Source organism: Mycoplasma sp. (ex Biomphalaria glabrata), from assembly GCF_001484045.1.
Classification (GTDB): Bacteria; Bacillota_I; Bacilli_A; order Mycoplasmatales.
On the sequence record NZ_CP013128.1, the window covers coordinates 68783 to 86052 of the forward strand.

The window sequence follows — 17270 nt, forward strand, 5'->3', positions numbered from 1 at the left end:
TTAATAGAAGCAGGAGGAAGTGTTTGTATATGCGCAAGCATGTTTGCTTTTAGGTCAGCAAGAGATAACATTGAAGTTCCTTGGGGACCAAATCAAGTAGTTAAATTATTTAAATCATTACCGATTGCGTAACCATAATAATTATCAAAATAATTTTGCAAAATTGTGTCTATTGTGTTAGCTTTTTGTGTTTCAGATCAAATCTTATAATTTAATAGTTCACCAAGAGGTTCAACTACATCACCATTTTTTGAAAATAAACTTTTCAAATAAGAAGAAACAGTTGAATAATCTTTACCATCATTTATAATGATATCACTTTGAAGTAATTGTGTTTTGAACAAATTATATAATTCATCAACTGTTCCTGGTAAATCATTTGTAAAATTTCCATCATGATTAAAAAATAGCGCAATATGTTTAGCCCCCGCAAAAACTTCTGTTCCTGATGAAAAATCAATTTCATATCCAAAATAGAAGTTTTTTAATAGCGACAAAATATTAATTAAATCTAGCTTTGCCGATTCAATTTGTTTACCCATAAAGACATTTAAATCTCCATCAATAATCCCTTTTAAATATGTATAAATATGGTAAGCATTTTCTTCGCCATCTCGAGTTTCAGATTGAATAATTTTATCTATCGCATCATTACTAGATAAAGGTGTTTTCTCATCATTTTGAAAAAATCCATCTAGAATCGATTTTGGAACATCACTACTTCCGTAACCTCAATAACTAGTAATGATATCATTGATAATAGTATTTACATTATCTTCTAATTTATTGTTTTGTTCATCAATGAAATCATTCATATCTTGGGATGCGATTTCATCTAAATTTGAAAATCACTTGTTTAGTTCATACTGTAATGGAAAATTATCGATTCCTTGTTTTGCAACTACATTCCCTTTAAAATTAGTAAATAAAGTGCTAATATCTAACTTTTCGCCATCTGTTACACCACTTAAAATTGTTTTTGTGATTAATGAGGTGGTTTCGGATATATATCCATAATAATTTCTTTGAATTTTATTTAAAACAGATGTTCAAATAGTTTGTAAGTTATCATTTTGATCTTTTATAAAATCTTTTATTGCTTGAGAATCTTCAGTTATTTGTCCAATAAAAGTTTTAACTTCTCATTGCCCGGCTATGTTTATATCATTTGTTAGAAAATTGTTTTTAAAATATTCCAATAAAGTACTTGCATCTAATTCTTCATCCAAATTTTGTCCAGCTAAAAAATACTTGTATATATAATTATCAGTCATTGTTTCTGTTGCTGAGAAACCATATCAAGAATTGGAAATTAAATTAACAATTTTCTCAAAATCGTTATTTAATTGAATGCTTTGATCAAAAATAAAATTTTCAACATCGCCACCGTTAGCTGTTAAATTATCTATAAATTGAGATGTAAGATATTTTTCAGGGTATCCAGGTAAGCGATTTTCTATCGAATCCTTAAATTTTTGCAACATTACCGATTTATCGATTTGCGAACCAAAAACGTGCCCTTCAAAAAGTGTTTTAGCAAAAAAATTATTTGACAAGGAAGATGAAGGATTATAACCAAAATAACCTCAAATTAAATTAGATATTATTGTCCCAACAAAAGTATTAAAATGTGCCACTTGATCGTTTGCAAGTTCTTTCCCTTGGTCTATTATTTGTGATAAAAATGATGCTGTTGCATGCATTACTGGAAAATCAGTCTTTTTAGCAACAACTTCGGCTTTAAAATTAAGAACTAATTTTGCAATGTCAATCGATGTATTTGGAGAATGACCAGCTAGAATAAACTTTAAAATAACATTATTAGATAGCGAATCTGAAAAAGCAAAACCATAATATTCTGAAATAATTGGAGTCAAAATTCTAGTAAATTCAAGAGTAATATTACTATTTTGGTTATCTTTAAATTTTTGTATTTCTTGTTCGTTGATTGCTTCCAAAAGTGCTTGGATTTGATGTAATGAAGTAATTCCTGTCGGTAAACTAGATTTATTAATTGTAGAAATAATATTTGATGATGATAATTCTAAATTTTCAGAATAGTTAGTTAGTAATTCGTCTATTTTACTAATTGTCCCAGTTTCTCCTGATTTCGAAATTCAACCATAGTAATCATTTTTTACTTGACTAACAATCGATTCAATCTTATTTGTCAATTGAGTTAATTGATCATCCTTTCATGTGACAAAATTTTCATTATCTTCTTTTTTAAATTGTTCTAAAAACGTTTTTGTTGCTCAAATTCCAGGAAAATCTGATTCACTTAATGGCGGATTATCTTTAAAATTTTGAATTAAAATCGTTGCACTCATTTGATCACCGATATTTAAATTTCCAAGTATATCATTAGTTAGTTTATTTTGAATTGAACTTTTAAATCCGTAATAATACTGCTCTAAAAAACTAACTATTGTTTCAAAATCGCTTTGTAGTGATGTATATTGTAGTTTTGCAAAATCTGAAAAATGTTGATTTCTAGAAACAGAATATTTTGTTTCACTAGCAATTCACGTATAAAACGAATTAAAATAGTTGTAAAAAGATGCATCATGACTAAATTTTGCAATAAACTCGCTTCTCGTAATAATTTCAGAACTTCCTCTAAAAAATTGACTAACATCATATGTACTTTGTGTAGCTGAATCAGGATAACCTAAAAAATTCTGTTTCAAGAAAGTATCATAAAAGTCATCGACAACTGCATCAAATGAAAGCGTATTTATACCTTTAAAATGTTCAAATTCCGTTGTGTAATCAAAGGTAAAATTTTCATTTTTAGCATCTTTCCCAGCTCAACTTGAAACATCCATGCTATTTCATGTTCTTGCATTATACAAAAAGTTAAATACTGTTGTTTGATCGTATTTTGATTGTTTCATAATTTCGATTCAAGAAGATATCAGTTTATCAACATTATCAAAATTGTTACGGTTTGTTTGGTCTATAAATAAATTTCAATACTCGTCAAATTGTGCATTTGTATCTTTAAAACCATAATAAAATGTGCTAAATTCATTCTTGATTTTTTGATAGTATCAACTTAATTGATTTTTACCCCAGTCACGATATTCATTAAGTGTATTTTCAATATCACTACTAGGTGCTGGATTTAAATATTTTTCTAAAAATCTCGTTGGAGTTCCTGATCTCAATTCATTTCTTCATTCATCAATCGCTTTTTGTAGTCCTTGTAGCGGATTTGTAACATCATTGTCGTCTAATACATAAAATAAACCATTACTTCCTGATAATATGTATGCTGGAAACATGTTTTTTAAATTATTTTCGTTATATCAACCTCATTGATGACCGGTTGTAGTTTCCTCTATTGTAGAAATTCACTTCACATAAGTATCAGCAATAATTTTTTTAGCAGCATATTTTTGAATAGAAATAAAATTATTTATAGTTGTGAAATATTCTTGAATGTCAACACTCTCTGGTAAATTACTTTTTGCAGCACTCTCTAATTCTAAAATTGTCATTGGCGCAAAAGTATAATCTCCTTTTTTGCCAATTCATTCAGCTACTTTTTCAATAGATGTTTTTTGTTCAGTGGTTGCATCATTATTGTATACATCCGTCAAATCAATAAAAAATAAATTTTGAGTTAAAAAAGAAGAAAACTTATCTAAAATAGCTGCCTGAAAGGTTTGAAATCGCTCTTGTTTAAAATTATCTAAATTGTGACTATTAACAACCATCTCAACACCAGTTGTTACTACGTAATTTAATTTTCAATTAGTAAATTGATTTGATTTTTTAAATAGATATCCTTCAGTATTTCAATTGTAATAAGATAAATTAGTAACGTCTTTATTTACAACATTAAAAGCGAAGTAATTTGTTCTGTTTGGTAGTTGAGAGGCTGAAAATGCATCGTCTTTTTTTATGCCATTTGGAATCATGTAGTATGTTTCATTGAAACCTCTAAAAAAATTCAAAGTAACATTAACTCCGCCATAAAAATCAAATTGTGGATTGTCTTTTGGAAATTTTAAAACGTTCGAAATAGTTGCATTGTTATCGCTGTCTACAAAACCGATTTGCAATTTAGCATCATCTCCGCCATCATCACCTAAATTCACAAAAACTAGACCATCTGTGGTTTTAAATAATCAATAACCGCGGGCATAAGGTAGTGGTTCAAAATCAACTTTAATCGGTTTAATATCTCCTTTATCAAATAAATTTGTTCATCCTAATAATGGATATTCTTTCCCGCCTTTATTAAGGTACTCATGTTTCGGAGTGGCAAAACCATCACCAAAAACTAAATCCCTTGTTCCCGGATATCAACCTGGTTCAGATGAAGAAACATTTACATTATTAATTTCCGTTTTATGTCAAAATTGATTTAAAACGTCAAAGTTTGTCAATTCTCAAACGCGAAGATTAGCGTTATTATCATCAAGATAATCAAAAACACTTAAATAAACTTTCAAATTATCACCAGGAATAGTTGTTAAATGAATATTTCTAAAATTTGCAGTGCTGATCCCTCCTAGAGCATCATTAAGATTAAAAGTGGAAAAACTTCCACTTTTTATATTGGTAACACCAACAGTTCACTCACCAGTACCATATTGATGATCAGTATTTCATAATCTAGAAAAAGTGATTAAATTTTCTCCAATAATATGAGGTTTCAATAAAACACTTTCGCTAACATCATAACCAAGATTAATTTTTTCACTAATCAATGTTAAAACTTTTGTTTCTCGATTAATAGAATAAGATGTAAAAGTATTATAATGTGCTTTGCTTGTTGCAATGTTTCAATAAGGAACAATTAAATAATCTTCATTTTGAACACTAGTATAACCAGCATTATCATAAGTGGTTTCTGATGGATTATCGAAATTACTTTTAACATGACCAATAAATGGGTTGGTGTCATAATGCGTAATTGGATTTTGACCAGTTACATAATCATAACTACCTCCGGAAGATGTTGGACTCAATAAATTAGAATTAAATTTTTGAGAAAAATAATTTTCTTTTTCATCAGAAGTTGAAGGTGTATTTGCATTCCCGATCGGTTCTAAAGCGGAAGTTGTTATAGTCGATAATAGTGTTAATAATTTTAATTTTTTATTCATAAAATCCTCACTTGATATATGTAATTTACATTAAAATTAAACAAAAATGTGAGTATACACTTTATTTTTTTAAGATAAGCCTTTATATATCTACATTAATTATAGCAATTCAATAATTCTAATACTTATAACAAAAAAAATAACGCTTAGCGTTATTTTTATATTCACTACTTATCTAAATTTTTTGATAATTTGGCATTTTTTATTTTTTTAATGCGTTTAATTGATAAGAAGATAATTGGTCCGATAATAGTTATAGTTGATAATGCTACTAAAACTTTGACTCAAATTGGCGTTGAAGAAATGTTGTTTATTGTTTTGGCCAATGGTGCTTTAAATAATTTTTTTTCTTCTGGTTGATTTGCTAAACGGTTAATTACTTCATCTATTGTTTGAGTTGTTTTATCAAATTGTGGACTCATAATACTAATATTAGAACGAACTTCATGTCCAGTAATTAAATCATTACCCATTCCAATTTGAATAAATAAATCATTAACAACTTTTGTTGTTTGATGAAAAATGTTAACACTTTTTAATGTATTGATTCCTCATTCGACCGGTAATGGTAATGTGCTTGAACCGTCATAATCTAATGATAAATTAGAAAAACTAAACATTAATTCATCATAATTAATTACTGATACTGTGCTTTCAGAACTATCGTTGTTTGTAAAACTTTTATTAATAGTGATTTTTTGAGCCAAACTATAAGCTGGAGTTCCTGAAGAAATATCTGCTACTGCAAACAACATTTGGTCATAATTAGATTTACCATCAGATTTCATCATTTTATATGTAAATTGTTGCGTTCCTTTTGTTATAACAAGAGTCGGACCATATTCTTTATCATCATCTTTAGATGTTGCTGTAAATTTAATAGAATCAATATCCCCATTTAATATATATTCTCCCGTTTGTATATTAACGATAGAAGCCTTCATTTGAGAATTTGTTAAAAGTGACGGGGTAGATGGTTCAAAAAATAATTGTAACGGCATTCCGTATTCTGCAAAAAACATAAAATTATGTTTTGTAGTAACATCATTTCAATCTGCACCTTTGTCTCCTTGGAATGAAGAAAATCAATTCGATGTTATATCGTTTAAATCAGCTAATGAAGTTTGTTCCCCTGCTTGATTTAAGAACGCAGCAAGTGCTTGTTTTGCTAAGTTACTATCTTGATAATTAAAACGACTATTAGGTTTTGCTCCTCATGTAGTATCCCCTTCTTCTTCACTTAATAAATTAAAAATTTCTTCTTGGCGAGTAAATCCTGGTTTAGTTAGTGAAGCATCTTTATCAGACATTTCAGTTTGTTCACTTTCAAAATTTTTTAATTCGTCAGTGAAAAATTTTCAAGCATCATAGCTCAATCGGTACAACGCATCAATGCTCGGAATTGCCATTTTTGTGAAAGTTTGTTCATCAAGCAATGATATTGCTAGTTCGACATCAATTTCAAATTTATCTGGATTAATTTTTGTACCAGGGAAATTATTAAATTTTAAAGGTGAACCATTAAATGAAGTAAAATACCCTTTTCAAGAATTAGCATATTTATTTGCCAAATCTTCCAAGTAGTTACGGAAAATATTTGTTTGCTCAGTTTGAAAATTAGCTAAATTGGTTCTATAAATGGAAATTAAATTAGCTTCTCATGTTGGGGTTGTTGATGTATTACGAGATCCACTTAAAAATAATTTTAGAGCTTCTTTATCAAATACTTTAGAAGTTACTCCTTCTCAATTTTGAATAAGGACACCATTTTCAATGGCTTCATCTCCACCGAGAGATTTGTAAGACAATTTATTACCATTTACATCATTCGTAAAACCGCGAAATGATGTTTGATATTCAGTAATAATTTGATCTAAATCCGCTTCATAAGCATTTTTCTCTTTATTTATAAAACTATCGTTACCTACCGTCAATCGATCAGTAAGCATTCCAATTGCGCTATTTCGTAGCCATTTCCCGTTAACCGCACGATTAGGATCTTGATAGTGCCCAACATCGTCTTTTAAAGTTTTAACTGACTCATTTAATGACCAGTTAAAGTTATTATTTAATGTCTTCGTTAATCCTGGTAAAAACGTTTTATTAATTTCATCTTGTGATGTGTAACCGTAATATGCATCTTGATAATCACTAATTAATGAAAATATATCGTAAGTTAATTCATCTACTTGATATAATGCGAATTCAAAAGCTGGTGATTCAATATTTTGAGTAAAATATGGTTCTAAAATATTTTTAAAAGTTTTTCCAGATTGCAAATCACTAGCATGGTTTTCATCTAATGAACTAAAAATTTTATAAGTTGATGTATCTTTACTTGATCAATCATTATAAATTCAAGATGATGTGTCTCATATAGCATCAGGATTTTGACTATTTTGTCATGTTAAATATATTTTAGCATTAGTTGAAATCTCTAAATTAGTGTTATAACCAAAATAATTATTCTTTAAAAAATCATTAATTAAATTATCGTTAATATTAGCAATTAATGCATTCATTTGCTCGTTTTTAAAATTGGTTAATCCTGATTCGCCATATTTAGTTTGAATATGGTGTGCTTCTCAAATGTTAGTTTTACTATCTTTGACAATTGAATTAGTAATTTTATCACGCACTTCTATAAAATTTCAACCACGATTGAAAATTTGACTTGTTGTTTCTAGCTCAAGTTCTGAAGATATTTGATAACCCATATATCACTGGTTGTAATAATCTACAATTGATTGAAGAACTCTTAACATTTCACTATCTTGAAAGGTTTTGAAATCTATTAGATTCTTAGAACTTAACCCAAAATCACTAACATATTCACTTAGTAACTTTTGCGAATCATCAAATGCTTTTTGTCGCGCAGTGTTAAGATCTCTTGTTGTTATAATTTCATTTCAATTGTTATTAGCATCATTGTAAGTAACGAAAAATCAATTTCCTGTGTAACCCGTGAAACCTAAGTAATTATCTCTTCACAATTGATTAATTTCACTTATTTTTTGGGTTGCCATTTTAAAATCGCGACCCAATATTGTAGTTTCATCACTCGTTCCTAACTCTTTTAAAAATTCTTGAAGCGAAGAATTAATTTTTTTCAACGGCAATGTTTTAATATAATTATTTAAATTTGTTAAAATATCTTCTAATTTAATCATTCCGTTATTTGGTAAACCAAATCATAATTTTAATTTTAATAGGTCATCACCGTTTGAAAATCCTGAGTAATTATCAAAAAAGTCTTGAGCTAGAGAATTTAAAATGCTTGTCAATTTTGGTTCAGCTCAATTTTTGTAACTTTTTAATTCATTCTGCGCCTCATTTTCTCCGCTAGAATTACTATATAAACCACGCAAAAAATCTGCAACAGTATTGCGCTTTTCTTTGTCTTTAACTATTTCGCTATGCATAATTTGAGTTGTAAATAATGACACAAATTCCTCAAAATCCGTTGGTAATCCATCAGTTTGAGTATCTTTTTCATAAAAGAAGTAAGAAATTTTCATTGAACCCGCAAATACTTCACTCGGGGCGGTAAATGATGTCATTTCAAACCCAAAATAATATTTATTTAGCAATTGAAAAATTGCCAGCAAGTCGTTTCTCAATTGCTCTGTTTGCCCTGTTACAAATGATTTTAGTTCGACAGTCAATTGTTCTTCATTTAAGAATGAAAAAACACTATATATTCCTTTATCACTATCACATTTTTCTCGAATTATATCCATTGTTTCTTCAATTGTTAAATATTCCTGACGATCTTCAGAAAAAAATAAACTATAAAATGATTCCGGTATAGACACTTCTTTATAGCCTCAATTATTTTCTTTTACGGAATTTATAATTTTTGTAACATCGTCTTCAAATTTTTTGTTTTGTTCTTGTTCGAATTGATCAATTTTAGAAATGTCTCTATTAATATAAAGTTCAACTTCATATAATCTAGGAAATCAATTTCCACCAGATTGGATGACATTATCAATAAATTTTGCTAATAAACCATCCAAATCAATATTTTCTAAATTAGTTCCATTAGGTAAACCTAATAATATATAATTATTTGCTCAAAAATTTGTTTCACTAATATAACCTAAATAATATTTCTTAATTTTGGTGATAAGATCATTAAACATTGATTTAAGATCCTGTTTTTGGAAGTCAATAAGTGTAGTTACATGTTCACCTGATTGAGTTAAATTATCGAAAAATGCTTTAACATGATATCTTCCTCCGATATATTCTGCCATCGATCAACCGATATCTGTAATTTCTTCTGATATGTTTTCTAACATATATTTTGACAATACTACTGGATCTAATGCTTGACCTCACGTTCACCCCATCATAGCATAAACCCCAACTTCATTTCATTCATCAACAAGTACTCCTTCATTCATTAGAATCCTAGGGTTAAAACCATAAAATCAAGGGCTAATTCAAGAAAAAAGTGTTGTCATACGTTCAATAGTTTTATTCAATTGATCATTAAATAAAATTTTTGCAGAGGCATCCTTATCAAGGGTTTTTAAAAAATTATTAATTTTTCATGGTTGCGGTAGTTCGACATCCCCATTTTGATAATTCTCCTTGTATTTTTCGATAATATATTTAGAATCTAAATTTTCATTTTCTTGACGTCCATTAAAAATAAATCGTAAAAATTCATCACTTTCAATTACAGATTGCGATGGAGCAAAGCCAAAATAATTTTGTTTAAATAAATCTAAAATCTTATCAAGAGAAGTGTTAAATAAATTTTCTTGATCTATAAAGAATCATCGAATGTCCTCGGAATCTATACCTTCAACCAATGTTTTTAATTCTCATAATCCATTTAAAGTTTTAGGTAACTTCTCCTTAGAAATTGATGAGAAAATATTTTCAGCTGTAAGCTCGTCCCCTGAATTAAAGTTAAAAAGTAATTTACCCAGTAATGCTGGAAGAGCTTCTTCTAATTCTGACGAATTTGGAAATCCATAATAATAAAACCCTTTTGTACCATCAATAATTTTTTGTAAATCACTAATAATTTGATCTTTTTGATCTTTTTTTCATTCTTCTATTGAAGATGTATGCGTGTTTAAATTATATTTTATAGCGTAAGCATTGCCAGCAGAATTTTGAAAATAAAAATCTCTAATAGTATTGGCATCTAACTTAGTTTCTTCAGCAGAACCACCAAATAGTGATCGTATAAAGTCATTGTTAATAGTGCTTTTGTATCCGAAATAGTAATCTTCAACCGAATTGACAATTGATACAATATTAGCTCAGAACATATCATATTGCTTTTGCATCATTTCAACTAACGTATCTCCAACAGCTTGAACAGTACTATCTATATAGAATTTTCCTTCGAATTTTCCTTCGGATTTTTCTAAACAAAGTTTCCCAAAGTTGTTGTTAAAAAATTCAAAAGTCGCTTTCCCATTAACAAAATTTTTAATCATTCATTCACGGTTGTAAACAGGTTCGCCACTAGAATAATCTATAAATGAATCTATGTTAATTGACCCAATTTCGGCACCATATCCGAGGTAATTGTGTTGCAAAAACCATTCAAAAATATTCAACATTTGGTTAAATCAATCTAATACAAAATCCTTATAAAGATTTAATTTACTTGTATATTCGAAAATATACTGTTCTAAGGTCGCATCCTTACCAGCAATTTTACTTGCCGGAATGTTTTCTCAAACTTCTGCTTTTGATAATGATTCTAATACAGTCATATTTTCATACGATGCTTCACTCATCATATTGCTTCATTTATTTAAAAGCTCTTTTGAATCAGTAATAAGAAGTCCGTTGTTTAAAAATTTTTCTAAAATTAAATTATTCTCATATGGATCATCAACACCATAATAGAAGCCTTTGAATTCATCCAAAATTCTATTAGAATACCACTCAAATTGTTTAGTACCTAAAGTTTTATATTCATTATAAGTATTTTCAATATCACTACCCGATACAGGTTCTAAATATGCATCTAATAAGCTTTGAAATCTAATCGGTGTATTAGTTGCTAGCTTATTTTGAAATTCCGATACTAATTTTTGTAAACCTTCTTTAGGGTTTTCAAGATCGGTATCTGTTTTGTCATATATTAAACCTTTTTCGTTATCTATAACGTATGCTTGAAACATATTAGTTAAATTATTTTCGTTATATCAACCTCATTGATGACCTGTTCCATTTGCATAACCTTCAATAGATATAATTCATTTATTATAAGTTAATTGCAATAAGTTTTTGGTTAAGGTTGCTTGAACTACTGCAAAGTCTTTGATTATCTTATCAATATCAGCATCAGTTACATTCATCGATAAATTTCTTTCAACAGCATCTGTCATTTCTTCAATAGTCATCGGAGCAAATGAAAAATCACCATCTTTACCAAGTCATTTTGCTAAATTTTCGATGCTTGCTTTTTGTTCTTCAGTCGCTAAATTAGCGTAAAATGATGTCAAGTCTACAAAATATAAATTTTTTGATAAAAATGACGTTAGTTTGTCAATTAATGATTCTTGTTGAGTACGTCAATGCTTTTGCGAAGCAATACTAGCTGCGTAATCTGTGTCGACAGTTATCAAATCTGAACCAAATGATGCAATATAATTTAGTTTAGAATTTTTAAAACTATCACTATTCTTAAAAATATTATTACCAGCATTATAATCATAAGAATTTAAGTTTGAAATAACTCCATTAGCGTAATTAAAACCAAAGTAACGAGTTCCTTGTGATAAAGATTTTATATCCCCGCTATCATCCTTTACTCCGTTTGGGATTAAATAATAAGTACTTTTATAACCTTTCACCATAGTAAAAGTAATTGATGTCCCATCATAAAAATCATACTTGCCATTACCTTTAGTTCCTGTTAGAAATGAAAATTTTGCCGATGGAGTTGTTTTATTGTTACTATCAATAGTTCCTAATTTTAAACTAGCATTCCCTTTTCCATCATCACCTAAATTAACTGTTACTATCCCTTCATCTGATGGGAACAATCAATATCCCTTAGAATTACCATATTCGGCGTAATCAAAATCAATTGGTTTAATTTGGTTTTCTTCTAATAAATTTGTTCAACCAAATAAAGGTTTATTTTTATCTTCTTTGGTTGAATATTTGTGTTTTGGCGTAGCATAACCATTTCCAAAAATAAGATCAGTTGTCTCAGAAAGAATTCCTGCCTTTCCTGAGATATCCAATTCGTTTATTGATGATAAAGCATGACTAGTATTTCTAGGGTTAAAATTACTTATTTCAGATACTCGCAATTTTCCTAAATTTAATTCGTTATATTCATATAACGCTAAATAATAAGTAGGACTAGATAGATCTTCATTAGTCATAATGTAAAGATTACGGAAATTAATTGTACTTTCTCCGATAGAAGCAGCAAGAGAATATGTCGTAAAATCCCCTGTTTTAATGTTTGTCACCCCAACACTTCATTCTCCAAGACCGTATGGATTTTCAATATTTCAATCTCTAAAAAATGTTACAAGTTCCTCGCCAACTAATTGCGGAGGAAGAATTACTTTATTTGTAACATCATAACCTAATTTTGTATTACTACTTAAAGTAGATAATTGTTGAGTATTTGAATCAATTGAGTAAGCAGCAAAAGAATTGTAATAAGGTCGTTTCGTTGCAGTACTTCAATAAGGAACAACTACATAGCTATCGTTTTGAATAGTGTTAAAACTTCCATTATCGAAAATTTTTGCTTTGGTGTTGTCAAACGTAGATGGAACATACCCCGTGAAAGGTGAGGAAATTGTTTCTGTTGTTGGTGTTTCTGAAGAAATTAAATCGTATCCTCCACCAACTCATTCTTTTAAATTGCCATTTTTTGATTGCAATTGTGTATTTTCTTGTGATTTCTCGTTAATTTGAGTTTGAGCCAAATCGCTAATTGGTTCAGCTGCTGTTGTTGCTACTGTCGAAAAAACTGTTATTAATTTAATCTTCTTATTCATTTAATTCCTATTCTAATTCGCTAAATAATTTTCTTATGTTCAACTATCGTTAATTACACAAAAATGACAAATATTTTAGCTTTTTATTTACATATATTTATAATTATAGCAATTGTAATTTTTAATACTTTTTTTAAACAAAAATACTTTATTTTCTATTATTATCTATCTTTTAGTGGTTTTATTTTTAACTTGTGATTTTGTAGAGGGTTTTGATTTTGTATTTGACTTCCTGATTCTTTTTTTAACTTGTGATTTTATAGAGGATTTTGATTTTGTATTTAATTTTTTGATTCCTTTTTTAACTTGTGATTTTGTAGAGGATTTTGATTTTGTATTTGATTTTTTGATTCCTTTTTTAACTTGTGATTTTGATGCTTTTTTAAAATTTTTAGGTGCCGATACTTTTTTAAAGTTTTTAATTTTTACGATTTTATTTTTTTTATATTTGCGAATTAAAACGTAAACTAAAGGTATTCCAATAAAAGTTACAAATAAAACTATGGTGATAGGTATAACCCAAATTGGAAAACTAGATTGTGTATTGGTAATTGGATTGATTGGTGAAAGATTATTTGGCAACTTACTAATTAATTCATTAATTGAATAATTTTCATTGTTAAATTCTGAGTCAGAAATATTAACATTGCTACAAATTTTTTCTTTACTAATTTGATCGTAACCAACCATTATTTTAATAACAGAATCGTAAATAAATTTGGTAGCACTATGATATGCAAAAATATTTTCAATTTTATTTTCATTTTTAACATTCTTAACAAATTTATCCATAAAATTGGGTGAGATATTTGAAAAACTAAAATTTTCTAAATCATATTCGATGACCGCTAAAGAACTTTCAATACTATTTTCGGTTTCAGAATTTTTCATAATTGTAATTTTTTGAGCTTTAGTATAATTAGGAGTTCCGTTTGTAAGATCGGCAACTGCAAATAAAACTTGTTTAAATTGTCCACCTTCAGTTGAAGGAATTAATTTATAAATAAATTGTTGCTTATCTTTTGTGATTACTATAGTTTCATCATAAACAATATTGCCATCTTGTGAACTCGGCAAAAATGAAATATTATCGATCTTCCCTTTCAAAAGATATTCATTTGTATTAATATCCAAAATACTAGTTAACAGTTGTTTAGGTTTTAATGGGTCATAAAATAATTGCAAAGGGATGCCGTATTGCGCAAGAAAAGTAAAACTGTGATTTAAATTAATGTTTCCCCAATCAGCTCCATCCCCACCAGCCGTTGATGAATATCAATTTAGATCTATATTATTTAACCCTAACAAGTTTGGGTTAAATTGAGAAAAAAAATTCTTTAATGTGCTTTTTACAATTGAATCATCAGTGAAATTTCCACGATAAGTAGGATTTGTTGATCAAGATTTATTAATTTTTTCATTTTGTAAAAAATTGAAAATATCCAATTTTCGAACAAATCCCTGATCAATTATTCCAACATCTTGCTTTAATATCTCATATTGTTCTTTTTCGTAATTTAAGAGATTATTCATATATTTTTCTCAAACGTCGTAACTTAATCGATATTTTGCAGTAGGAATAGGAGTTTTTTGCTGATTATATGTTTCCTGATCAAAAATAATTGCCGCTTTATCTATATCAAATGTTGGTTTATTGCTTGTAAAAGTTCAAAATGGCAAGTTAGGGAAATTTAAAGATGTCCCGTTATTGGTTGCGACGTACCCTAAAGAGAATTTGTAATACTGATCGGATACCATTAGTAGAAAATTACGAAATATTTGCGTTTGTTCATTCTTAAATAAACTTATATTATTACGATAATTTTTAATAATATCAGCTTCTCATTTTATGTTTGGAATCCCACTATTACGATATTGCTTTACAAATGTTTTGAAAGAATCTTTATCAAAGATAGATGAACTAACATCAATCGCTTTAGAAATAAAAACTCCATTAGTTAAAGCGTCATCATCCCCAAGAGTTTTGTATGTTAATTTATTTCCATTAACGTCATTCATAAAACCGCGAAAAACACTTTTATACTCAGAAATTATTTTTGTCAAGTCGTTATCAAAAGCAATTTTTTCTTTTTGACTAAAATTATCCGTTTCACTAGTAAGTTTTGCTGTAATTGTAACTAATGCGTTATTATATAATCATCGACCATTACTTAAGCGATTATCATCTTGATAATAACCATCGTCCAATTTTAAAGTGTTAATTGTATCATTCAAATTTCAATCATATAAGTCATTAGATATCTTAACTAAACCAGGTAAATATGTTGAATTAACTACTACTGGGTTCGAATAACCTAAGTAAGCTTCTCGATATCTAGATATTAGTTTAGTTATATCAATAGATAAAGCTTGTAATTGAAAATTAATAAATTGTTGCCCTATGGAATCACTAGTAATAAGAATATACTCATCAATTGCGTTTTTAAACGTTCTCCCTTTTAATAAATTATTATTATGTTCTTCATCTATTGATGTGAAAATTTTGTATGTTGAAGTATTTTGATTTCCTCAATCACCGTCTATTCAATTGGTTATATTTCATATTGCATCTAGTTTATTGCTATTTTGTCAACTCAAAATTTTTTGAATATTTAACGGAATAGCCCCTCCAAAATTGTAACCAAAATAGTTATTCTTGAATAAACCACCAATTAGATTATCATTAATATCTAACACAAGAGCATTCATTTGTTCATCGCGAAAAGCATTTTGTTTGGTATTAGAACCATAATTCGAATCAATGTAGTTAAATTCTCACAATGAAGTGTTTTTATTTTTAATGATTGAACTAGTAATTTTGTTAAAGACTTCATCATATTCTCAGTTATAAGATTTTTGATTTAATTTTTCTAACCCATTGCCTAATGATATTTGATAACCCATATATCATTGGTTATAAAAATCTACAATCGGTTGCAATAGTTTTGATATTTCACTTAACTGATAATTTTTAAAATTTATTAAATTTTGAAATTCGTTTTTGTAACTTTGTAAGGTTTCTTTTAATGTTTGTGAATTATTAGTTACTAATTTTTTAATTTGATTAACATCCTCACGAGTTGTCGGATTTTTTCAATTATCAATTCGTTCATCATATGTTAAATTAAATCATTCTCCAGCATAATTTTTAACACCATAGTAATTGTTTCGTCACATTTGGTTAATGTTTTCAACATCTTTAATAATCAATATTAATTCTCTTCCTAAAATAGTATTGTTATTTGGTGTTTCATCAATAATTCCTAACTCCGTAGCAAAATTATCCACAGAATTTTTAATTAAACTAGCATTAACATTAGATAGTGCGTAGTTAAGCATATTAATTTTTAATTCATTAAAATCTATGACCTCATTATCTTTTACACCAAATCATAATGATAATTTAGCTAAATCTTCACTTGATGCATAACCATAGTAATTATCATAATACGCTTTAGCAATTGGTCCAATTTTATATTGCAGCTGTGAAATTGATCAATTTTTATATTTTTCTAAATCTTCACGTGGAGTTAAATTTTGACCATCATTAATGTATAAACTAGTAAGATAGTCGCTTATATATTGGTATTCTTCGCCTTCTGCTACTAATAAATCCAACTTTAATTCTGTTTTTAAATTTTCAAATATTTCATCAACTGATGAATTAAGTTGATTTGTCATATTTTTCGATTTATAAAAAAAAGAGGCAATTTTTTTAGCACCGGTAAAACTTTCGCGTGATAATGTAAAGTCATACTCATAACCAAAATAATACTTTTGCAACATCGTTAGAACATCAGTAATTTTACTTTTTATTGATTCACTTGTATTTGGTGATAAATTTCCATCATTTTTAGAAGTATTAACTACCAATTTTTCTTTTATTATCGAATTTTCAGACAATGATTGATGTTGAAAATCATTTTCGTCTTTTTGGATTGGAACATTCAATAGGTTCTCAATAGGGTCTAATGCTGTTGTAGTTAGTGTTGAAAATAATGCAAATAATTTCATTTTTCCACTCATCAAAACCTCCGTTTTTTAAATTTATAATTTAGATAAAATTAGTAAATTATGCTGCAAAATATCAATTTTTCCCTATAAGATTATTATAACAATTGTAATTTTTATATTTTTTTAAAGGAAA

Annotated in this window: 2 protein-coding genes; both read right to left on the reverse strand. The window is 28.0% G+C overall.

The window, feature by feature from the left end; translation table 4 throughout:
- Positions 1-5287: 5287 nt before the first annotated feature.
- On the reverse strand, positions 5288-13123 hold the full coding sequence (locus tag ASO20_RS00260; RefSeq protein WP_085055921.1) for a hypothetical protein: 7836 nt from the start codon (positions 13121-13123) through the stop codon (positions 5288-5290).
- Positions 13124-13288: 165 nt separating this feature from the next.
- Positions 13289-17149, reverse strand: coding sequence for a hypothetical protein (locus tag ASO20_RS00265; RefSeq protein ID WP_085055922.1), 3861 nt, complete (start codon positions 17147-17149; stop codon positions 13289-13291).
- Positions 17150-17270: the final 121 nt, after the last annotated feature.